This is a genomic window from Dactylosporangium sp. NPDC050588 (assembly GCF_040654975.1).
In the GTDB taxonomy this organism is placed as follows: Bacteria; Actinomycetota; Actinomycetes; order Mycobacteriales; family Micromonosporaceae; genus Dactylosporangium; species Dactylosporangium maewongense.
This window is the reverse complement of record NZ_JBFAJA010000034.1, coordinates 1-20,828: the sequence shown is the minus strand read 5'-3', so window position 1 is coordinate 20,828 and position 20,828 is coordinate 1. Positions and strand designations below refer to the sequence as shown.

Sequence of the window (20,828 nt, the reverse complement as noted above, 5' to 3'; positions counted from 1 at the left end):
GCGGGCGGGCTTCAAGCCGATAGCGCCGTCCGTCGGACACGCGGCCGGTCACAGTGATCGCGCCGGGACACGGAAGGCGGGCCATTTTGCGAACTGCCATGCGCGCCACGCTCGGGGTCCTGCTGGGCCTCGCCACCGTGGGCCTCGCGGCCTGCGGCGAGGAGGGCTCCTCGGGCACCAAGGCGCCGGCGAGTGTGAGCGGGGCCGGCTGTGCCCCTGTCGCCGGGGACAAGCTCGTCGTCCTCACCGACGACAAGCAACTGCAGACGGCGGACAACATCATCGCCGCGATCAACACGAAGGCCGCCGACCCGGCCCTCGTCGCGGCGCTGGACAAGGTCTCCGACGCGCTCACCACGGAGAAGCTGATCCAGCTCAACAAGGCGGTCGTCGTGGACCGCAAGACGTCCAAGGTCGCGGCGGAGGACTTCGCCAAGGCCGAGAACCTCACCACCGGCATCGAGAAGGGCAAGGGCGGGGCGATCAAGATCGGCGCCGCCGACTTCGCGGAGAGCGCCACGCTCGGCGCGCTCTACGAGATCGTCCTCGACGCCGCCGGTTACGACGCGACCGTCCAGACCATCGGCAAGCGCGAGGTCTACTACGGCCAGCTGACCAAGGGCGACATCCAGGTCATCCCGGAGTACGCCGGCACGCTGACCGAGTTCATCAACGGGCAGGTCAACGGCAAGGACGCCAAGACGCTGGCCTCGGGTGACGTCGACAAGACCGTCACCGCGCTCAAGGAGATCGGCGGCAAGGCCGGCCTGTCCTTCGGCAAGGCGTCGAAGGCGGCCGACCAGAACGCGTTCGCGGTCACCACCGCGTTCGCCGACAAGAACGGGGTGAAGACGCTCAGCGACTTCGCCGCCAAGTGCTCCGGCAAGGACACCGTCCTTGGCGGTCCGGCCGAGTGCCCGCAGCGGCCGTTCTGCCAGCCCGGGCTGGAGAAGACGTACAGCATCCAGTTCGGCAAGTTCGTCAGCCTCGACGCGGGCGGCCCGCAGAGCCTCGACGCGCTGAAGAAGGGCACGGCCACGATCGCGCTCGTCTTCTCCTCGGACGGCTCGCTCGGCTAGCTCCTCCGATACGCACGGTAGTTGGCGGATGCCCGTCCTGGCCTTCCAGGGCGGGCATTTCGCTTGCCCTGAAGAGTAGGTAAGGTCTCTGCTCATGCCAGCCGCGGAGACCACCGGAGGACGGCCGAGCGCGAAGCTGCTCCAGATCCTCTTCTGGGCCGGCGTCGGCCTGGCTCCGCTGGCGGCACTGTTACTGCTGGTCGGCAGCGGGTTCGTCCTGCAGCTCGCCGCGGTGCTCGCCGTCGGCGTCGTCGTGCTCATCGGCCTGTCGATCGCGCTGCGCCCCGACAACGACAACGTGCGCAGCGAGGTCGAGGAAGCGGTCTTCGAGGAGATGGACACGCTCCGCGACGAGATCCGCGGCGACATCACCCACGCGGCGCGCGCCACGCACGGTCAGCTCGTCGAGCGCATCGGCGTGCTGCACGAGACCGTCGACGCGCTGCGCAACCAGGTCGACATGATGCGCGGCCAGCTGGAGCGTGCGACGCGCGCCGCGCAGCAGGCGGCGGCCGCGCAGCAGGCGGCGGCCGCGCAGCACGGCGGCCCGCAGCCGGTCGGCTCCGCCGCGGTCCCGCAGGGCGTGCTCCGGCACACCGAGACCGTGCAGGTCACCACCAAGACGATGGTCGTCGACCCGACCGACCAGCGGCGCGACGGCACCGTGTACGGCGCCCGCCCCGTCGAGATCCCGCAGCAGCGCCGCCCGGTGTCGGAGCGCGTTTCTGAGCGGGTCTCCGACCGCGACGCAGACTGGCACGAGACCGGCCGGGTCGTGGACGGCACCGGGCACTGGAGCGAGGCACCCGAGCGTGGCGGGCGGTCGGGCGCACCCGACCGCGGCCGCGCGAGCCACGGCGACTGGTCCCCCCGCGACGGCGACGCGGGCCGTTCATCCCGCGACGGCGACGGCGGCCGTGGCGAGTGGGCTTCGCGCGACGGCGACGACGACCGCGCGGACCGCCCGGACCGGGCCGGTCACCGGGCCGATCACCGCGGCGAGTGGTCCTCCCGCGACGGCGACCCTGGCCGGGGCGATCGCGCGGGCCGTGGCGAGTGGTCGGAGCGTGGCGAGGCGGCCGGCCGCGCGGGCCGGGCCGATCGTGGCGGGCGCGGTGACTGGGACGGCGGCGGCGAGGGCCGCGGCAGGCGCGGCGAGTGGTCCGACGCAGACCGTGACCGGGACCGGGACCGTGACTGGGACTCCGACCGGAGCCGGGGTCACCACGCCGACCGCGGCGGGCGTGGTGAGCACACCGACCGCGGAAACCGGGACGACCAGCCCGACCGTGCCGACCGGGGCTGGGGCGCCGAGCGCGTCAGCCGTTCCGAGCGCACCGAGCGGTCGGAGCGCTCCGAGTGGACCGAGCGGAGCGAGCGCTCGGAGTGGATCGAGCGCACCGAGACCCCGCGCGAGGAACCCCGCGAGCCGTCCTGGACCGAGCAGCTCCTGCGCGACCGGATGGCGCGCGCCGACGACTCCGGTGAGGTGGTGCGCTCCGGTGGGCGCCGCCGCGCGTACGACCCGGACGACGACGCCGGCAGCGTGACCGGGGTCCGCACGACGGACCGGTGGGCGTCGGTGCACAGCGACGAGCACGGCGGCCGGGAGCTCCGCGTCGGCGAGCGCCGCGCCGCGGTCCACGCCGACGAGACCGGCACCCACGTCCGGATCGAGGACCGGTGGGCGTCCGTGCGCCACGAGGAGTACGTGCCCGACTCCGCCGACGACGAGCCCCGCCGCGAGAGCCCCCGCAGGTCCGAGGCCCGCCGCGAGCGCGAACGCCAGCACGGCGCCGACGTCCAGTGGTCCGAGTCCAGCTACGAGGAAGCCCGCCGCGACGACACCGGCACCACCCGCTGGTCGGAGGTCCGCCGCCCCGCCATCGGCGCCACCCAGGCCGCCCTCCCGGCGTCCCCGGCCTCCCGCTGGCAGGACCCCGGCCCCGCCCGCGACGACGAGCGCGTCTCCCGCCGCGCCCGCCACGACGACGACGATGACTACGGCTGGAACGGCTCCCGCGACGACTCCCGCCCCCGCCCCGCCCGCCAGATCGTCGACTTCGAAGGCGACGACGACCGCTGGCGCTGACCCGCGGCGGCGGACCGGAGGCGGCGGGGTACCGGAGAAACGAACGCCACGAGCACTACCACGCAAGCCCGGCCTCGCCGGTGGTATGGCCGGCGCAGATCGGTCGCCCGCCAGCGCTTGCGTCGGCGTTTCAGCCGCGTGAGGGGGGTGCGTGCGCAGATCCGCACCGCCCACCGACGGTGCCGACGTCGTGGTCACCCAGCACTCGACCAGCACGGCCGCCGCAGCGGCGGATGTCCTTGCCGGTGGTGGCGGGGTCGGCAAGACTCAGCTCGCGGCGTGGTTCGCCCACCACGCCATCCGACAGCAGACCGTCGACCTGGTCATGTGGGTACCCGCCGGGACCGAGGAGCGGGTGCTCGGGCCGCAGCACTCGAACACGATCGCCGCGACCGCTGCCCTCCGCGCCTGGACAACCAGTGAGTAAGGTTTCGTCACTACCACGAGCGACAGCCAGCAATTGGAGCCGATGACCAGCTACTGTCGCGTCCTCGGTCACGGCTTGTCATCAGTTGTCAAGACCTATTCATTACGAGCGAATAGGTCCGCTACTTGTCGACGTCGCCGACGACGAAGAACATCGAGCCGAGGATGGCGATCAGGTCGGGGACCAGGGTGCCCGGCAGGAGCTTCGACAGGGCCTGGACGTTGGAGTAGGACGCGGTGCGCAGCTTCAGGCGCCACGGGGTCTTCTCGCCGCGGGAGACCAGGTAGTAGCCGTTGATGCCGAGCGGGTTCTCGGTCCAGGCGTAGGTGTGGCCCTCCGGCGCCTTCACGACCTTCGGCAGGCGGACGTTGACGGGGCCGGTGAGCTTGTCGACCTCGTCGAGGCACGCCTGCGCGAGGTCCAGCGAGGCGTACACCTGGTCCAGGAGCACCTCGAAGCGGGCGTGGCAGTCGCCGGTGGTGCGGGTCACGACGGGGACGTCCAGGGCGCCGTAGGCCAGGTACGGCTCGTCGCGGCGCAGGTCGAAGTCCAGGCCGGAGGCGCGGGCGACCGGGCCGGAGGCGCCATACGCGGCGGCGTCCGCGGCGGACAGGACGCCGACGCCGACGGTGCGGGCGAGGAAGATCTCGTTGCGGCGGATCAGGTTGTCCAGGTCGGGCATGCGGCGGCGGACCTGGTCGATCGCGGCGCGGGCGCGGGTGGTCCAGCCGGCCGGGACCTCCTCCTTGAGGCCGCCGACGCGGTTGTACATGTAGTGCATCCGCCCGCCGCACGCCTCCTCGAGCACGGTCTGGATGGTCTCGCGCTCGCGGAAGGCGTAGAAGACCGGCGTGATCGCTCCGATCTCCAGCGGGTAGGAGCCAAGGAACATCAGGTGGTTGAGGACCCGGTTGAGCTCGGCGAGGGCGGTGCGCAGCCAGGTGGCGCGCTCGGGGACCTCGATGCCCATGAGGCGCTCGACGGCGAGGGCGACGCCGAGCTCGTTGCAGAACGCCGACAGCCAGTCGTGCCGGTTGGCCAGCATGATGATCTGCCGGTAGTCGCGGACCTCGAAGAGCTTCTCCGCGCCGCGGTGCATGTAGCCGATGATCGGCTCGGCGCTCAGGACCCGCTCGCCGTCCAGGACGAGCTTCAGGCGCAGCACGCCGTGGGTGGAGGGGTGCTGCGGGCCGATGTTGAGCACCATGTCGGCGGTGTCGAGGCCCGCCCCGGTGCCGACCGTCAACTCGGAGGTCATGCTGTAACCCTAAAGCCCCTACAGGTCCTGCAGGATCCGCAGCGCGCGCGAGACGTTGTGCATCGTGGCGGTGTCGGCCACGGCGACCCGCTCGACGAACCAGCGCTTCAGCGGCGAGGAGATCCGGTCGGGCATGACGACCAGGTCGTCGAGCTCGACGGCGAGCGGCGAGTCGCGCAGCTCCTCCTGGTCGGTGACCTCGGCGACGATGACGACGGGCACGTCGGTGCCGTTGAAGACGTCGGAGCTGATGATCAGACCGAGGCGCTCGCGGGCGCCCTTGATCAGCCAGACCTCACCGCGCCGCACGGCGCCCGCTGAACAGCTCCGCGTCGACCATGGCGATCTCTTCCTCGTCGGCGAGCGCGGCCCGCTCCAGGTCGGGCTTGGCGCGGCGCACCGCCTCGGCGTGCGCGGTGAAGATCTCACGCAGCGCGCGCTCCTGCGCGGCCCGGTCGATCCACGCGCTGAGCGACACGCCGTCGCGCTCGGCCCAGTGCCGGGCGTCGGCGATGGTCTGGTCGGAGAACGACAACGTCACCTTGGCCGTCATGTCTCTAGCGTACCCCCGGTATGACCGATGTTCATACCCAGTACATGACCCAATGATGGCCGCCGAGGCCGGCGGGGTCGGTCAGCTCGGCCGCCTGCCCGGCCCGTGCCAGGGCCCGCACGTAGCCGGCCGGGTCGGTCGAGGCGAGCGCCAGCGGCGGGCGCCGGCCGTCCACCCCGAGCAGGCGCAACGCCTCTCGCTGTGTCGTCAGCAGGTGGTGTACGCCCAGCGAGTCCAACGCCACCGCGATCGTCAGATCACACGACCCGTCGGGCACGGGTGCGGTCTCCCGACCGTCCCGGAAGCCGGTGAGCGTGCCGAACAGCGGGCGGTCCCCGGCGAGGTGCCCGTAGTCGACGGCGAGCGCCATCCCGCGCGCCACGCTGGCCGTGGCCGCCGCCCAGGCCTCGTCGCGCGGGGCGCCCACCTCGGCGCGGGCACCCTCCGGTAACCCTGCGAGGGGCCACCAGTCGGCCAGCCATCGGGCGTCACCGGGTTCCAGCGGCGACTCGTCGAGCGTCAGGGTGCCGTCGGGCGTGCTGCGCCAGTACCGTGGCCGCAACGTCGAATCGAGCTCCACGACCTCGACGGGGATGTTGTCGAGCCATTCGGTCGCCACCAGAAGGCCGGTGATGCCGGAGGGGATCGCGGAAGTCCACCCGATCGTGGGGGGCAGGTCCTCGGGGCGGGGTGCGACCTCGACGCCGACGGCCGCGACCCGGGCGGCGACCGCGGGCGGCAGGGCGGCGAGGATGCCGCGCAGCAGCTCGCCGCGGCCGGCGCCGACGTCGACGAGGTCGAGCCGGGCCGGATGATCGAGGGCCTCGTCGACGCGCTCCAGCAGCGTGGCGATCGCCCCGGCGAAGAGCGGCGACGCGTGCGCGCTGGTCCTGAAGTGCGCGGCCGGACCGGCTTCTGCGCGGAAGAACCCGCCGTCGCCGTAGAGCGCCCGCTCCATCGCCGCCCGCCACCGCACGGCTCCGGCGTTCCGCTGGTTCACACCGTCACCTCCGCTGCGCTCCGGCGCCGGCCTGAACCAAACCCTGCAACACCCGTGAGCGGCCCGAGCCGCTTCGCTGGCCGCTCATGCCGTCACCTCCGCTGCGCTCCGGCGCCGGCCTGAGCCAACCCTGTAAGTCCGGTGAGCGGCCCGAGCCGCTCCGCTGGCCGCTCATGCCGTCACCTCCGCTGCGCTCCGGCGCCGGCCTGAGCCAACCCTGTCATTCCGGTGAGCGGCCCGAGCCGCTCACCTGGCCGCTCACAGGAACACTTTGCCTTCTCCCCGGTACGTCGGCACGGTGTCCACGATCGTGTCGCCGGAGACGAGGTGCACCTCGTTGACGTGCTCGCACAGCTCGCCGGCCTTGGCGTGGCGGAAGTAGACGCGCTCGCCGAGGCGCAGGCCGGCCGCGCCGGGGCCGATGAGCGGGGTCTGCACCTCGCCGGCGCCCTCGGTGCCGATCAGCTTGAGGCCCTCCGGCAGCCACGGCTGCGGCTGGCGGGCCGGCGAGGTCTCCCCGGAGGCGATCCAGCCGCCGCCGAGCACGGTCGCGACCTGCTGGTTCGGCCTGCGCACGACCGACATGGCGAAGAACGCCGCCGGTTGGGGGCGCCAGCGGCGGTACGAGTCGAACAGCCACGGTCCGAACAGGCCGGATCCGGCGGCGACCTCGGTGACCGAGGGGTCCTGCGCGGTGGCCTGGACGCTGCCGGTGCCGCCACCGTTGACGAACTCGAGGTCGGCGTGGCGCCGCACCTCGGCGACGACCGCGGCCCGCCGGGCGAGCAGCTCCGGGAACGAGCGCGACTGGATCATGCGGATCAGCGCCCCGCGCACGGGCCGTCCGGGTGGGGCGTCGCCGAGGCCGGCGATCTGCGCCTCGTACGACATGAGCCCCACCAGCCTGAATCCCGCCCGGCCGGCGATCGCGGCGGCGAGCTCGCCGGCCTGGCGGGCGCTGTGGACCGGGGAGCGGCGCACCCCGATGTGCACGCTGCTCATCGGCCGCCAGGAGGCGTCCAGGTCGATGCACACGCGCACGGCGCCGGCCCGCTCGCCGGCCGGGATGACCGAGTCGACCAGGTCGAGCTGGGCGGTGCTGTCGACCATGACCGTGACGGTCGCGGCGAGCTTCTCGTCGGTGGCGAGCCGGTGCAGCGCGGCGCGGTCCGCCGTCGGGTACGCCACCAGGATGTCCCCGGACGTACCCTGCTCCGCCAGCCAGATGGCCTCCGGCAGCGTGAACGCCATGACGCCCTGCCAGCCAGGCTGGGCGAGCGCCCGGTCCATCAGGGCGCGGACCCGCACCGACTTGCTGGGCATCCGCAGCGGCTTGCCGGCGGCGCGGCCGAGCATCGCGGCGCTGTTGGCGTCGAACGCGTCAAGGTCGACGATCGCGAACGGCGGGTCGAGATCCGCGGTCGCCCGGTCGTAGCGGGCCCGCTGGGCGGCACGTGAGCTGGTCACGACTCACCGTACCGAGTCGACGATGAATATGAAAGAACCTCGCGTCCGCGCGTCGGCCGACACCGGGGCGACACCTGGGGACCGGTAGCGTGGTTACAGTAGGCGTCCTAGTTGAGGAGGTGCCGCCATCGCGAGCAGCGACCTGTCCGGCCTCGGGGAGCTCAAGGCGGTCCTGCGCATCCGGGCGTTCCGCCGGTTGTGGGCCGTCCTGGGGCTCTCGTCCCTGGGCGACTGGCTCGGCCTCCTCGCCGCGGCGACGTTCGCCGCCTCGCAGGTGTCCAACTCGGCGGCCCAGGGTGCGGCGTTCGGCTCGGTCATCGCCGTGCGCCTCCTGCCCGCGCTGATCCTCGGACCGGTGGCGGGCGTCTTCGCCGACCGGTTCGACCGGCGGCTCACGATGGTCGCCTGCGACCTGGTCCGCTTCCTGTTCTTCGCCTCGATCCCGGCGTCCGCGCTGATCCTCGACGACCCCGCGCTGGTGATCGGCTGGACCGCGGTCGCCACGTTCATCATCGAGACCACCGCGATGATCTGGACCCCGGCGAAGGAAGCGGCGGTGCCCAACCTGCTGCCCCGCGCCCGGCTCGAGACGGCCAACCAGCTGACCCTCGCCACCACCTATGGCATCACGCCCGTGCTCGCCGGGCTCGTGCTGATCGGCCTGGAGCAGCTCGTCGTCCTCGTGTTCGGCGCCGAGGGCCGCCCGAGGGGCGCCGAGCCGAGCGACGTCGCGCTGTGGTTCAACTCGCTGACGTTCCTGGCCACCGCCGTCACCGTGTTCTTCGGCATCAAGGAGATCAGCGGCCGGCGGACCGCGGCCGTCGAGCACAAGCCGGGGCTGCTCAAGGAGTTCGTGCAGGGCTGGGCGTTCGTCCGGCGCACCCCGCTGGTCCGCGGCCTGGTGCTGGGCATCTTCGGCGCCTTCGCCGGCGGCGGCGTGGTCGTCGGCACCGCGAAGTTCTATGCCGTGTCGCTCAGCGCCGGCGACGCCGCCTTCGCCCTGCTCTTCGCCACGCTCTTCCTCGGTCTCGGGATCGGCATCGCGGCCGGCCCGCGGATCGTCGGCGTGCTGTCCCGGCGCCGCTGGTTCGGCCTGTCGATCATCCTGGCCGCCGGCTCCGTGCTCATCCTGGCTCTCGCCACCCACCTCGCGGTCGCCGTCGGCGGCGCGCTGCTCGTCGGTGTCGGCGCGGGCATGGCGTTCCTGTCCGGCACCACGCTGCTCGGCAGCGAGGTGTCCGACGACATGCGCGGCCGGGCGTTCGCCTTCGTGCAGACCGGCACCCGCGTCGTGCTCATGCTCACCATCTCGCTGTCCAGCGTCATCGTCGGCGCCGGCGGGTCGCGCCACCTCAGCCTCGGCTTCACGTCCGTGGAGATCTCCAGCACCCGGCCGCTGCTCGCCGTCGCCGGCGTCCTGGGCGTCATGGCCGGCATCGTGGCGCTGCGCCAGATGGACGACAAGAAGGGCGTGCCGCTCCTGGCCGACGTCCTCGGCTCGATCCGCGGCCGCCCGCTCAGCCCCGACGAGCCGAAGGCCGCCAGCGGGCTCTTCATCGTCTTCGAGGGCGGCGAGGGCGCCGGCAAGTCCACCCAGGTCAAGCACCTCGCCGAGGCGCTGCGGAAGCTCGGCCGCGACGTGGTCGTCACCCGCGAGCCGGGCGCCACCGCGCTCGGCGCCCGGATCCGCAGCCTCGTGCTCGACCCGCCGGAGGTCACCGGCGAGGTCGTCACGCCCCGCGCGGAGGCCCTGCTCTACGCCGCCGACCGCGCCCACCACGTCGCCTCCGTCGTGCGCCCCGCGCTCACCCGCGGCGCCGTCGTCGTCAGCGACCGCTACGTCGACTCGTCCCTGGCCTACCAGGGGGCCGGCCGCACCCTCCCCGTCGACGAGGTCTCCTGGCTGTCGAAGTGGGCGACCGGTGGCCTCAAGCCCGATCTGGTAGTCCTGCTCGACCTGGAGCCCTCGATCGGCCTCGCCAGGGCCGGCCGCCGCGGCGAGGCCGACCGGCTGGAGAGCGAGTCGCTCGCCTTCCACGAGCGGGTCCGCTACGCGTTCCTCGACCTGGCCGCCGCCGACCCGAGCCGCTACCTGGTCCTCGACGCCTCCATGCCACCCGAGGCCCTGGCCGCCGGCGTCCTGCAGCGGGTCCGGCACCTGATGCCCGCCGAGGAGGAGTTCGACCTGGAGGAGGCCATCGAGGAAGCCCTCGAGGACGCCGCCGACACCGTCACCATGCTCACCGGCGACGAGCTGACCGACCTCTCGCCCGTCGACCTGGACAAGGACGCCCCCGGCGGAGGCCGGGAGACCCGGGTATGACCCGCGACGCCGCCCCGCCCCGCCCGTTGCCCGCCGGCCTCCGGGCCGGCGCCGGCGCAGGCCTCCCGAGCACCGATCAGCTGCGCCGTCCATCGGACGCCTGCCTCCCGTCCGCCGCCGCGCTGAAGGCTGCCATGCCCGGCGCCACCGACCCAGACTCCGGTGTGCTGCACGATCGCCGTCCCCCAGCGGGCGGCGGCGGCTTTCTGGGCGTCGGCGCGCTGAAGGCTGCTGTGCACGGCGACACCGTGTCCGACGTCGACGTGCCGCACGCAGGCACGGGCGGCGGTGTGCCGAGCGCGGGCGCAGAGGCCGACAGGTTCCCGGACGGCGGTGCGCCCAGGACCGCTGGGCGGAGCGGTCGTGCGTCGTGCGTCGGGGTCCCGCGCCGATCGGCCTGGTCAGGATTGCAGGACAGACCGCGCCGGGAGAGGGCGGCGGGCACGGGCCCTGACACCACCACTGCACAACGCCTGCCGGGCGCGGGTGTGCTCCGCGTCGGCAGACAGGGCGAACACTCCCTAGCCATCGGTGCGCCGAGCGTCGGCGCTCTGAAGGCCGATGTGCCCGGCGCCACCGTGTCCGACTTCGGTGTGCTGCGTGTCGGCATGCCCGACGGAGGTCCCCCGGGCGGCAGTGCGCCCAGGACCGCTGGGCGGAGCGGCCGCGCGTCGTGCGCCGGTGTGCCGCGCCGATCGGCCTGGCAAGGGTTTCGTGACAGGCCGCGCCGGGAGAGGGCGGCGGGCACGGGCCCGAGCCCTGACACCACCGTCGCACGACGTCTGCTGGGCGCGGGTGTGCTGCGCGCCGGCATGCGTGACGGACGTCCCCCAGGCGGCGGTGTGCCCAGCGCAGGCGCAGAGACCGGCAGCTTCCCGGATGGCAGTGCGCCCAGGACCGCTGAGCGGTGCGGTGGTGCGGGCATCTCTGCGGGGGTGGGTGTTGCCTGCGACCCCCTGCCGAGCGGTGCTCGTCCGGGCGGCGGTGTTGCCGGCGGCCGACCGGCGGGTGACGCTCGTCGGGTGGCGGGCGAGCGGGTGTGGGGTGGTCGCCCGCGCCCATCCGTTGCCGCCATCGCGCGCGATGTGGTGGGTCGGCTGGAGATCGCTCCGGCGGTCGGGGGGAGGCGTGGGCATGAGGTCTGAGGTCGGCACGGCTCCGCCGATCTTCGCGGAGCTGGTCGGGCAGGAGGACGCGGTCGCGACGCTCAGCAGGGCGGTCGCGGCCGCGGGGGTGATCGTCCAAGGGGGCGTGCCCGAGGCGGGCATGACGCATGCGTGGCTGTTCACCGGGCCGCCCGGGTCGGGCAGGTCGGTGGCGGCGCGCATCTTCGCCGCGGCGTTGCAGTGCCCTGATGGCGGTTGCGGCGTGTGTACGGCATGCCACACGACCCTCGGTGGCACGCACGCCGACGTGCGGTTCGTGGTGCCGGAAGGGCTGTCGATCGCGGTCGGTGAGATGCGGGCGCTCGTGTTGCGGGCGGCCAGCTCGCCGACGCAGGGGCGCTGGCAGGTGCTGCTGGTCGAGGACGCGGACCGGCTGACCGAGGCGGCGGGCAACGCGTTGCTCAAGGCGATCGAGGAGCCGCCGCCGCGGACCGTGTTCCTGCTGTGCACGCCCAGCACCCATCCCGACGACATCTCGGTCACGATCCGGTCCAGGTGCAGGGTCGTGCCGCTGCGGCAGCCGCCGGCCGACGCGATCGCCGGGCTGCTGCGGCGGCGGGACGGGCTGGACGAGCAGACCGCGGCGTGGGCGGCGGCCGCGGCGCAGGGACACGTGGGGCGGGCGCGCCGGCTGGCCCGGGACCCGCAGGCCCGCGCCCGGCGCGAGGCGGTGCTCGCCGTGCCGCGGCGGCTGACGGGCATCGGGGCGGCGTTCGACGCGGCCGCGGCACTGATCGAGGCCGCCGAGGCGGAGGCGGCAGCGTCGGTACTGGAAACCGACGCGGCCGAGCGGGCGGCGCTGGAGACCGCGCTCGGCGCCGGCGGCACGGGCAAGGGCGCCGCCGGGGCGGCCCGCGGGTCGGCCGGGCAGCTCAAGGACCTCGAACGGCGGCAGAAGTCCCGCGCCACCCGGGCCCAGCGCGACGCGCTCGACCGGGCGCTGGTGGATCTCGCCGGGTTCTACCGGGACGTGCTGGTGCACACCTTCGGCGCGGGGGTCGAGCCCGTGCACGGCGACACCGACGAGCTCGCCGGGGCCGCCGCGCAGAAGTGGGCGCCGGAGAGCACGCTGCGCCGGCTGGAGTCGGTCCTGGAGTGCCGCGTCGCCATCGAGGCCAACGTCAAGCCCCGCATCGCGGTCGAGGCGATGATGCTCGCCCTGTGGCGGGGCTGACGCGCGAGGTTATCCACAGGCTTGAGTTCGGGGTTTCGTGTCACTCGCTGGTGCCGTACGGTCACTCCGGGGAGGGGCCGACATGCGCGAGATCGACGAGTCGTGGATCGAGGAGGCGGTGGAGCGTTACCGCCGCATCGAAGCGCTGCTCGCCGAGTTCGACAAGGCGGTCACGACCGTCGAGGTGAGCGTGCGCTCGCCCGACGGCCTGGTCGAAGTGGTGGTCACCGCCGACGGCACGATCCGCGACGTGCGGATCGACCACCTGCGGGGGCAGACGGGCGCCGAGGTGTCCCGCTCGGTCCGCGCGGCCGTCACCGCCGCGACCGACGCCGCCGCCTGGGCGAGGAAGAAGCTGCACGCCGAGACGTTCGGCGACTACCGGTCCCTGGCCTGACCAGCACACCGTCGACCCAGCGGGGGGACTGCATGCGACTCGACGACCTGGCCGACCGGCTCGACGCCACCGGCGACGAGCTGGCCGCCACCAGCACCACGACGGCGCTCATCGACCCCGGCTCCGGCCCGCTCGGCGGCGACGCCCCGGGCGGCCCCGGCGAGCTCGGCCGCGCCCTGCACCGCACGCTGACCACGGCCCTGACCGCCCGTGGCCGGGAGGCCTCGACCCACGGCGCCCGCCTCGCCGAGACGGCCGAAGCGCTCCGCCAGGCCGCCCGTTCCTACCGCGCCGCCGACCACGACGCCCGCCACCAGCACCGGGACACCTGATGCTCCGGGCCGCCGCACCTCCGACCCGTCCGGGCACCCGGACCGCGGGCCGGCCGGCCTCACCGACCACCCCGACGGCCCACCGCGGCACGGGCAAGACGGCGCTGGACGGCCCCGCCGGCGACACCGGGACACCCGGTGCTCAGGGTCGACGCATCTCTCGCCCGTCCGGGGATCGGTCGGACGCGTGCTCGAGGGCTCGCCGTGCCGTCGGTGCGGTGGCGCTGGACGGCCCCGCCATCAGCACCGGGACATCCCATGCTCTGGAGCACTGCCCGCCCGACCCGTCCGGAGACCAGCCGGGCCGCGGCACCCCGTGCCCGTCCGGGGATCGGTCGGCGGCGCGATCGAGGGCTCGCCGTGCCGCGGGCGTGGTGGTGCTGGACGATCCCGCCACCGGCACCGGGACGCCCCATGTTCCGGAGCGACGCGTCCACCCACGACCGCTGCACGTCGTGGGCGGGGCCGGCCGCGTGCCGCCCAAGGCATCCGTTCTGCGGGGCGGGTGGGGAGGCGATGATGGACGCGCTTGAGCGGTTGGCGGGGGTCGGGGGTGACCTGCTGCGCCGGGTCGACAGCGTGCTGATCGCCGGGGGTGCGCCGGCCGGGGATCCGGTCTGGGAGCTGCTGCGGCAGGTCGGGGCGCTGCCCGGGGACGTGCTGGAGTTCGGGCTCAAGGTCAGGGCCGAGCCGCTGCGGGTCGCAGGGGCGCAGCTGCGGGCCGACGCCGACCGGTTCGCGCGGCGGCAGGGCAAGCTCACCGTGGACCTGGCCGGGGTATGGGAGGGGACGGGAGCAGAGGCGTTCGCGGTGCGGTGGGGGGCGCTCGCCTCGCACATCGGCGACGGCGGCGACCCGGGCACCATCACCGGCAGGCTGCGCGCCACGGCCACGTACGCCGAGGCGCTCGCCGACTGGTGCGACGCGCTGCGGGGCGAGCTCGCCGAGGCGATCGCCCGGGTCGTGAGCTCCGCGGAGGCCGTCACGCTGCGGCAGGCCGATCCGGCTGCACCGAGGGAGGAGCCACTGGCGGCGGACGTGCTGGAGGCGGCGGCGAGGATCGCGGCGCGGGTGCTGCGGCCGGCCGCGGACGCGTTCGCCAGAGCGCGCGAGCTGATGGCGCGCCGGGCGCCCGACCTGGAGGAGCTGCGCTACAGCGAGCCCGGGGCCGGGCCCGCCGGGGGTGCGGCACCGACCACCAGGGTCGCGTTGTAGCGGCATTACGATCGCCGCATGCCAACCACGGTCGAGCAGCTCTCCGGATACGGCGACGACGGGTTCGAGGGCGACCTGGTCCGCTGGTTCCCGGACCGGCCGCCGGTCGAGGTACCGGCGGACACCCGGCCGGTGGAGCCGTTCCTGGCGCGGCTCCCGCGGGAGGCGGCCGTGGCGCTCGCGGCGTTCGACCGGCGGGTGCGGTCCGGGACGCTGCCGTGGGTCGTCGACGTGTCCGGGTATTCGTACGGGTTCGACTTCGCCGGGAACGAGTGCGAGATCCTCGACTCGGACTACGCGACCCGGCTCACCGACGACGACGTGTGGTCGATCGCGTCGGACGGCGGCGGCAACCTGTACGTGATGCTGACCAACGGCAGGATCGCCGTCTGGTTTCACGAGGAGCAGGTCATCGAGGGGCACACCCAGTTCGACAACCTCGACGTGTTCCTGTATTCGATCGTGCGGTACCAGGCGGCCCGCAGCGGCGTGCTGGACCGGGCCGCCGTCGCCGAGGAGTTCCGCGCACTCGGGCAGCCCGGTGCGCTCGCGCCCGAGGTGGGGCTGCTGGCGTACCTCGGCGGCTAGGACAGCTCGATCGGGCGCTCCATGAGGCCGTCCAGGACGGCTCGATCGCGGGCTCCGTGAGGTCCGGCCAGGACGGCTCGATCGAGGGCTCCGTGAGGTCCGGCCAGGACGGCTCGATCGGGGGCTCCGTGAGGTCCGGCTAGGACAGCTCGATCGGGGGCTCCATCAGGCGCAGGGCCATCGGCTTGCGCGGGGCGAACCAGGAGCCGGTCGGCTGCGCGTTCCAGCGGCGGGCGGTGCGGTCCACCCCGATGGGGTAGATCGTGAGGGTGCCGTCGGCGCCGAACCGCATCCGGAGGAAGCCCTTGTAGCCGGTGATGCCCTGGCCGGCGAACAGCTCGTTGACGTTCACGCCGAACTTCGAGGCGATCAGCAGGTACAACGCGAAGAGCTCACCGGCCGCGACGCACGACAGCGGGAAGTACAGCACGATCGCGATGAGCAGCGGCAGCGGCCACGGCTGGTCGACGAACGGCAGGTTGAGCCACGCCCACGTGCCGAGCACGGCGATGCCGACGAACGCGGCGCCGTGCCCCAGGCCGAGAATCCAGTGCCGGGGTCTGCGTTTCCCGGCGACGCCCGGCATCGCGAGGAAGAAGCCGCTGAGCACGTCGATCATCACCATCAGGAACGCGGGGATGGTGACGAGCCGCTGCTCGGTGCCGGAGATGACGCGGTCGGCGGCGTTGACGAAGGCGAGCATCGTCAGGGTCTGCAGCACGCCGAGCAGCCCGAGGAACATGGGGTTGCGCCACGGCACGCGCCAGAAGACGCCGAGGGAGAGGGCCCGTGACCGGGCCTTGCTCGGGTACGCCGCCTTGAAGTCGAACCACTGCGAAGGGCTCGCGTTGCGCACCAGCGAGCGCCGGGGCGGCACCTCGATCCGCGGCGGCAGCTCGTGCGTCGGGTACAGGTACGCGCCCCCGCCGCCGCAGGTGATCAGCTGGCGGTCGGTGCCCTCGTACCGGGCGTAGTGATGCAGATCACCGGAGAGCATCAGCTTCACGTCGGCGCCGGTCGGGGCGATGACGGTCCGCACGAAGTAGTCGAGGCTGTCGTACGCCTTGCGGTCCTCCTGCGCCTCCACCCAGCTCGGCGCCGGTGGGCAGATGATCACCTTGTCGCCGGGGCCGAGGCGGGCCGCGACGCGGTTGAAGTACCGCAGCTGCGGGTCGTCGATGTACGCGCCGGCCTGCACGTCCGTGCCGAGGATCCACCACCGGTTGGGCAGCTGGATCGCGAAGTACGACCGCGACTGGCGGGTCTGCCAGCCGCCGATCTTGCCCTCGCCGCCGCGGACGAACAGGCGGAGGAACGCGGTCAGGCCGTCGTACCAGTCGTGGTTGCCGGGCACCGCGTACATGCGGGGGCGGGGGCCCTCCGCGGGCGGGTCGGGGAACGCGGCGCGGAACGGGCCCTTGAAGCGGTCCTCGTACTGCTGGCCGCTCGCCGTCGGGTAGACCTGGTCGCCACCGAGGACGAGCACCTCACCGCGGGGCAGCTCGTGCCCCTCGACCGTCAGCGACTGCTGCGCCAGCAGGTAGGCCACGGAGTAGGTGGCGTTGAACCCGTCGCCGGTGTCGGCGCAGTAGTCGACCCACAGCTCCCCGTCGGGGATGTCGTCGGCGTCCTCGGCGCTCAGGAAGCCGGTGTACCCGGGCGCCTCCCGCATGATCCGGTCCGGCATCGAGTCCTGCAGCTCCCGCTTGTCCAGGTACGCCCCGAACAGGTCGGCCAGCACCACCCGCACCGCGGTGCCGCTGAGCAGCACCGGGCTCAGCCACGGCACGGCCCGCCGCGGGGTGAACCCCATCTGGTCGGGGTCCAGCGCGCCGGGTCGGTCACCGACCCGCGCGACCGGCGCCCCGGTCTCGGGCATCGGCAGGATGGGGTCGCCGGGCTGTGCCGTGAGCTCGCCGGGGGCGGCCGGCAGATCGTCAGGGATCACGCGCCGGACGTTACTCGGATAACCCCTCGCGCGCTCCCCCTGGGCGTGCCGTACACTTGGTCATCGTTGCCGCCTTAGCTCAGTCGGCAGAGCGATTCACTCGTAATGAATAGGTCAACGGTTCGATTCCGTTAGGCGGCTCTGGCAACGTCGAAGCGCCCCCACCTGTCCAGGTGGGGGCGCTTCGCATGCCGCCGTGGAGCCGGAAGCGGACGTGCTCAGGCGACCAGGGAGATCTCGGGCTCGCGGGGGTGGAACCCGAAGCGGTGCAGGCCGCGCTCGACCCGGCTCGGCCCGATGATCCGGTTCTGCCCGACGTGCGCCGCCGCGGTGGGGACGTCCGTGGACAGGTCCACGTGCTGCGCGTGGAGCATCGACCGCCGGTGCGCCTTGAGCTCGTCGATCGCTGCCTGACGCGCCGCGACGCGCAGCAGGCTCTGGTAGAGCCGGCCCGCTTCGTGCACGAGCATGTTCACGTCTTCGAACTCGTCGCGGTCGCGCTGGGTCAGGATCTGCGAGGTCAGGGTGTTCAGCTGGCGTGCGTGGTGGATGACGTCCATGTTGAGGTCCAACGGGCCCGACTGGGTGAGCAGCTCCAGCTGGACCTCGTTGAGGTCGAACTCCATTGCGGCCATGATCGGCTCCTCCTCCGGTTCTGTCGGTTCGGGTCAGTTCGAGCGGCGGCGGATCAGCAGGAAGGCGAGGGGCACCGCCGTGGCGACCGCGATCAGCGCTTGGCGCCAGTCGGATGCGACGACGATGACGGCCGCGGTGCCGAGCACGGTGACGCAGGCGACCACGAATTCACCCGCGCCCGTCGATGCTCCCGTCTGATGGTGGTTGAAGCGGAAGCTCAGGTGCCTCCAGATGGTGAGTGCGAAGGAGGTGCGGACCGTCTCGCCCGTGTGCCTGACGACCGCATCGGGGCCGGGCGTCTCGGCGGCGAGGTCGAGCTTCGGCGCCCCGGCCACCTCGTAGTGGCGCGATTGCAGAACGTAACTTTCTGTGGACGGCTCCCCGTCGCGGTCCTCGGACTCGGTCAAGTCCAGATGCTGCTGTTCAGGCACTCGCTTTCTCCGCATGCGCTCCGTCCTCGTACCCCTGAATAGGAACCGACGGATGTTACGGTAAGTGATGAGGGCGAGTGTGCGCCAGACTTTAATGCAGCAAAGTTGAGCGCTTGAGGCATCAGTTTGATGTACGTAAGGTGCATCTTTATGTGACTTGCTTACCATGGAAGCGTTCGGAAGCGAACAGCTTCGCCGAGATCTTGGGCCTGACCTCTAGCGATCCGCGCTCACGCGTGCCATGATCCGCGTGTTGCAGCACTGATGCAGCAGTTAATCGTATCCAGAGGCATACTTTGGGTATACCATGACTGCATCGGCTGTGGCCGATCACCGAACGTAGTGGCAGGGGCGACGCTCACCAGGAGGAGCGAAGTTATGAGCAGAACCGACACGCTAGACCATCGGACCGCCGTCAATGACGACGTCGACATACCGGGGCCGGGTGACCCGGTGGGCGCCGGCGGCGGCAATGGGCTCACGCGAGTGACGGTGAACCTCAACCAGCAGGCCATGAAGGCGCTGGAGCAGATCAGCTCCACTGAGCGGTACAGCAAGACCGACACGATCAACCGGGCGCTGCAGATCTACGCCATCGTGCAGGAGATCATGGACCGCAATGAAGGAGTGCTGCGGGTCCAGCATGCCAATGGCGAGATCGAGCGCATTCACATCATCTGATCCGAGATGTCGGAAGGGATGCCAGAAGAGATGCCAGAAGGAAGGCCCGAGGTGTGCTCCTCGGGCCTTCCTGCCTTGGATTCCAGGAGAAACCCGATAGGCATGACGCAACGTATTCAGTTCGTCGCCTTCAGTCAATAGATACTCGCCGGTACGTTGTGGCATTGCTTGCGGAACACCCAGCCCCCACCGCCGGTGGGGGTTTTTCTCTGCCCTGAAGCCTCTTGAAAGCCGCTCGGGTGGCGTGCAACACTCCTCGGCAGTAGATGGTCGATCGTATACGGTCGACGCTGAGCAGGGGAGATGCCTGACATGGCAGACGCGTTCGACAGGCCGCTCGGTGGGTTCCAGACCAAGGCGGACCTCGTGTACGAGCGGCTGCGCGACGCGATCCTCAGCGGTGAGCTGCGCCCCGGCGAGCGGGTCAACATCGACGCGCTGTCGCGGCAGTTCGGCATCAGCAAGATCCCGCTGCGGGAGGCGATCCAGCGGCTCACCGGCCAGGGGCTCGTGGTGCAGCCCAACCCGCACGCCGGCGCGCACGTGGCGCCCCTGTCGCTGCGCGAGATGCGCGGCGTCTACCTGGCCCGTGGCGCGCTCGAAGGGCTCAGCGCCCGGGTCGCGGCCGCGGTCATCACCGATGCCGAGCTGGAGGAGCTGGAGGAGCTGCACGCGCAGATGCAGTTCCAGCACCAGCGGGGCAAGCTCACCCCGATGTCGGGGCTCAACCGGCAGTTCCACACCGGCATCGCGACCGCCACCCGCTACGCGACGCTCCGCGAGCTGACCGACCTGGCCCTGCTGCGGGTGCAGCACTACCGCGTCGGCGTCCGCGTCGAGCCGGCCTGGGGGCAGGTCATCACCGAGCACGAGGCGATCCTCGGCGCGCTGCGGCGGCGGGACCCCGACGGCGCCGAGCGGGCCGCGCGCGACCACGTCGAGTGGCAGCTGGGCGTGGAGCTCGCCGCCCAGCTCGACCCGGAGCTGATCGACCTGGATGACGACCACCCGAGCGTGATGACATGAAGGACCGGACGTTCGGGTTCCTGCTGACCCTCCCCGCGCTGGCGTTGCTGAGCGCCGTGGTGCTGTACCCGCTGGTCGGTTCACTGACCACGAGCCTGTTCGACCAGAGCCTGGTGCTGCCGGGGCGCTCGTTCGCCGGCCTGGCCAACTTCACCGAGGTGCTCGGCCGGCAGTTCTGGCCGACGCTGCGCAACACGCTCGTCTTCACCGCCGGCGCGACCGTGGCGCCGGTCGTCATCGGCATGGCCCTCGCCCTGGCGCTCAACACGCGACTCAGAGGCCGGGCGGTGCTGCGCGGGCTGTTCCTGCTGCCGTGGGTGATCCCCGGCGTCGTCGTGTCGTTCGTCTGGCTCTGGATCTTCAACGCCAACTACGGCCTGCTCAACGGGATCCTCACGAGCACGCACCTGATCGACGAGCCGATCGTCTGGCTCGGCAGCCCCGGCACCGCGATGGCCGCCGTCATCGTGGCGAAGACCTGGGCGAGCTTCCCGTGGATCATGGTGATGCTGCTCGCCGGGCTGCAGACCGTGCCCGAGGCGCTGCACGAGGCCGCCGCGCTCGACGGCGCCGGGAGCGTCAACCGGTTCTGGCACGTGACGCTGCCGCACCTGCGCGGGGTCCTCGGCATCGTCGTGCTGCTGGAGGTCATCTGGAACCTGCAGCACTTCGACATGATCTACGTGCTGACGCACGGCGGTCCGGCCGGCTCCACGACGACGTTCGCGGTCGCGGTCTACGACACCGCGTTCAAGGCCTTCGACCTCGGCCAGGCGAGCGCGCTCGGCGCCCTGTGGCTGGTGCTCATCCTCGGCCTGACGATCGTCTACGTCCGGTTCTCCGAGCGGGGTGAGCGGGCGTGAGAAAGGCAGCGGTGACCGTCGCGCTCGTCGGCATCTTCGCCTTCGGGCCCGTGTACTGGGTGCTCGTCACCGCCCTCACCCCGACGCACGAGGTGTTCCGGTTCCCGCCGCGGCTCTTCCCGGAGCACCTCACGGTCGAACACTTCACCGCGATCCTCGACAACGCGAAGCT

At 72.3% G+C, this 20,828-nt stretch carries 20 protein-coding genes and 1 tRNA gene; 13 read left to right on the top strand and 8 right to left on the bottom strand.

Going from position 1 to position 20,828, the window contains the following annotated elements:
• Nucleotides 1-98: 98 nt before the first annotated feature.
• The 3 genes from AB0I21_RS23955 to AB0I21_RS23945 all read left to right on the top strand — a co-directional run bounded on the left by AB0I21_RS23955 (nucleotide 99) and on the right by AB0I21_RS23945 (nucleotide 3,598).
• The gene (locus tag AB0I21_RS23955) at nucleotides 99-1,079 is read left to right on the top strand and encodes a glycine betaine ABC transporter substrate-binding protein (protein ID WP_344514158.1); all 981 of its coding nucleotides are present in this window, start codon (nucleotides 99-101) and stop codon (nucleotides 1,077-1,079) included.
• A 94-nt stretch (nucleotides 1,080-1,173) separates the two neighbouring features.
• Nucleotides 1,174-3,171 (top strand): hypothetical protein, encoded by a 1,998-nt coding sequence (locus tag AB0I21_RS23950; RefSeq protein WP_360564275.1) that lies wholly within the window; start codon nucleotides 1,174-1,176, stop codon nucleotides 3,169-3,171.
• Nucleotides 3,172-3,322: 151 nt separating this feature from the next.
• Complete coding sequence (locus tag AB0I21_RS23945; protein WP_360564273.1) at nucleotides 3,323-3,598, top strand: hypothetical protein; 276 nt, start codon at nucleotides 3,323-3,325, stop codon at nucleotides 3,596-3,598.
• A 121-nt stretch (nucleotides 3,599-3,719) separates the two neighbouring features.
• On the opposite strand, the gene AB0I21_RS23940 is transcribed toward AB0I21_RS23945, so the two are convergent.
• From AB0I21_RS23940 to AB0I21_RS23920, 5 genes are all read right to left on the bottom strand, one after another.
• The gene (locus AB0I21_RS23940; RefSeq protein ID WP_360564271.1) at nucleotides 3,720-4,856 is read right to left on the bottom strand and encodes an NADH-quinone oxidoreductase subunit D; all 1,137 of its coding nucleotides are present in this window, start codon (nucleotides 4,854-4,856) and stop codon (nucleotides 3,720-3,722) included.
• Nucleotides 4,857-4,874: 18 nt separating this feature from the next.
• A complete protein-coding gene (locus AB0I21_RS23935) occupies nucleotides 4,875-5,165 on the bottom strand; it encodes a type II toxin-antitoxin system PemK/MazF family toxin (protein WP_344514163.1) in 291 nt (96 codons plus the stop codon).
• Nucleotides 5,152-5,409 carry a DUF6364 family protein gene (locus AB0I21_RS23930; protein WP_344514165.1) on the bottom strand — a complete coding sequence of 86 codons (258 nt, stop codon included), beginning with the start codon at nucleotides 5,407-5,409 and terminating at the stop codon, nucleotides 5,152-5,154. The genes AB0I21_RS23935 and AB0I21_RS23930 overlap by 14 nt, the downstream gene beginning before the upstream one ends.
• A 31-nt stretch (nucleotides 5,410-5,440) precedes the next feature.
• Complete coding sequence (locus AB0I21_RS23925) at nucleotides 5,441-6,367, bottom strand: SAM-dependent methyltransferase (RefSeq protein ID WP_360564365.1); 927 nt, start codon at nucleotides 6,365-6,367, stop codon at nucleotides 5,441-5,443.
• 300 nt (nucleotides 6,368-6,667) lie between these two features.
• Entirely contained in the window at nucleotides 6,668-7,876 is a 1,209-nt protein-coding gene (locus AB0I21_RS23920; protein ID WP_360564269.1) for an amino acid deaminase/aldolase, read from the bottom strand.
• Between the two features lie 196 nt (nucleotides 7,877-8,072).
• Between AB0I21_RS23920 and tmk the strand changes: the two genes are divergently transcribed.
• From tmk to AB0I21_RS23890, 6 genes are all read left to right on the top strand, one after another.
• Nucleotides 8,073-10,199, top strand: coding sequence for a dTMP kinase (gene tmk / locus AB0I21_RS23915; RefSeq protein ID WP_360564267.1), 2,127 nt, complete (start codon nucleotides 8,073-8,075; stop codon nucleotides 10,197-10,199).
• 1,134 nt (nucleotides 10,200-11,333) lie between these two features.
• Nucleotides 11,334-12,539 (top strand): DNA polymerase III subunit delta', encoded by a 1,206-nt coding sequence (locus tag AB0I21_RS23910; RefSeq protein WP_360564265.1) that lies wholly within the window; start codon nucleotides 11,334-11,336, stop codon nucleotides 12,537-12,539.
• 82 nt (nucleotides 12,540-12,621) lie between these two features.
• Nucleotides 12,622-12,936, top strand: a complete 315-nt coding sequence (locus AB0I21_RS23905; RefSeq protein WP_344514173.1) for a YbaB/EbfC family nucleoid-associated protein — start codon at nucleotides 12,622-12,624, stop codon at nucleotides 12,934-12,936.
• Between the two features lie 32 nt (nucleotides 12,937-12,968).
• A complete protein-coding gene (locus AB0I21_RS23900; RefSeq protein WP_360564263.1) occupies nucleotides 12,969-13,268 on the top strand; it encodes a hypothetical protein in 300 nt (99 codons plus the stop codon).
• A 516-nt stretch (nucleotides 13,269-13,784) separates the two neighbouring features.
• The gene (locus tag AB0I21_RS23895) at nucleotides 13,785-14,483 is read left to right on the top strand and encodes a hypothetical protein (RefSeq protein ID WP_360564261.1); all 699 of its coding nucleotides are present in this window, start codon (nucleotides 13,785-13,787) and stop codon (nucleotides 14,481-14,483) included.
• 18 nt (nucleotides 14,484-14,501) lie between these two features.
• Entirely contained in the window at nucleotides 14,502-15,071 is a 570-nt protein-coding gene (locus tag AB0I21_RS23890) for a hypothetical protein (protein WP_360564260.1), read from the top strand.
• A gap of 139 nt (nucleotides 15,072-15,210) precedes the next feature.
• Here AB0I21_RS23890 and AB0I21_RS23885 read toward each other — a convergent pair whose 3' ends face one another.
• Complete coding sequence (locus AB0I21_RS23885; RefSeq protein WP_360564258.1) at nucleotides 15,211-17,019, bottom strand: metallophosphoesterase; 1,809 nt, start codon at nucleotides 17,017-17,019, stop codon at nucleotides 15,211-15,213.
• A gap of 68 nt (nucleotides 17,020-17,087) precedes the next feature.
• Here AB0I21_RS23885 and AB0I21_RS23880 point away from each other — a divergent pair.
• Nucleotides 17,088-17,160, top strand: a tRNA-Thr gene (locus tag AB0I21_RS23880).
• A gap of 77 nt (nucleotides 17,161-17,237) precedes the next feature.
• Here the strand turns inward: AB0I21_RS23880 and AB0I21_RS23875 are convergent.
• On the bottom strand, nucleotides 17,238-17,654 hold the full coding sequence (locus AB0I21_RS23875; RefSeq protein ID WP_360564256.1) for a hypothetical protein: 417 nt from the start codon (nucleotides 17,652-17,654) through the stop codon (nucleotides 17,238-17,240).
• A gap of 33 nt (nucleotides 17,655-17,687) precedes the next feature.
• Nucleotides 17,688-18,086: a hypothetical protein gene (locus tag AB0I21_RS23870; RefSeq protein WP_360564254.1), complete on the bottom strand. Its 399-nt coding sequence runs from the start codon at nucleotides 18,084-18,086 to the stop codon at nucleotides 17,688-17,690.
• A 378-nt stretch (nucleotides 18,087-18,464) separates the two neighbouring features.
• Here AB0I21_RS23870 and AB0I21_RS23865 point away from each other — a divergent pair, with 378 nt between their 5' ends.
• From AB0I21_RS23865 to AB0I21_RS23855, 3 genes are all read left to right on the top strand, one after another.
• On the top strand, nucleotides 18,465-18,767 hold the full coding sequence (locus tag AB0I21_RS23865) for a hypothetical protein (protein ID WP_360564253.1): 303 nt from the start codon (nucleotides 18,465-18,467) through the stop codon (nucleotides 18,765-18,767).
• Nucleotides 18,768-19,070: 303 nt separating this feature from the next.
• Nucleotides 19,071-19,793, top strand: a complete 723-nt coding sequence (locus AB0I21_RS23860) for a GntR family transcriptional regulator (protein WP_344514189.1) — start codon at nucleotides 19,071-19,073, stop codon at nucleotides 19,791-19,793.
• Nucleotides 19,790-20,656, top strand: a complete 867-nt coding sequence (locus AB0I21_RS23855) for a sugar ABC transporter permease (RefSeq protein ID WP_360564251.1) — start codon at nucleotides 19,790-19,792, stop codon at nucleotides 20,654-20,656. Before AB0I21_RS23860 ends, AB0I21_RS23855 begins: the two co-directional genes overlap by 4 nt.
• The last annotated feature ends 172 nt before the right edge of the window (nucleotides 20,657-20,828 follow it).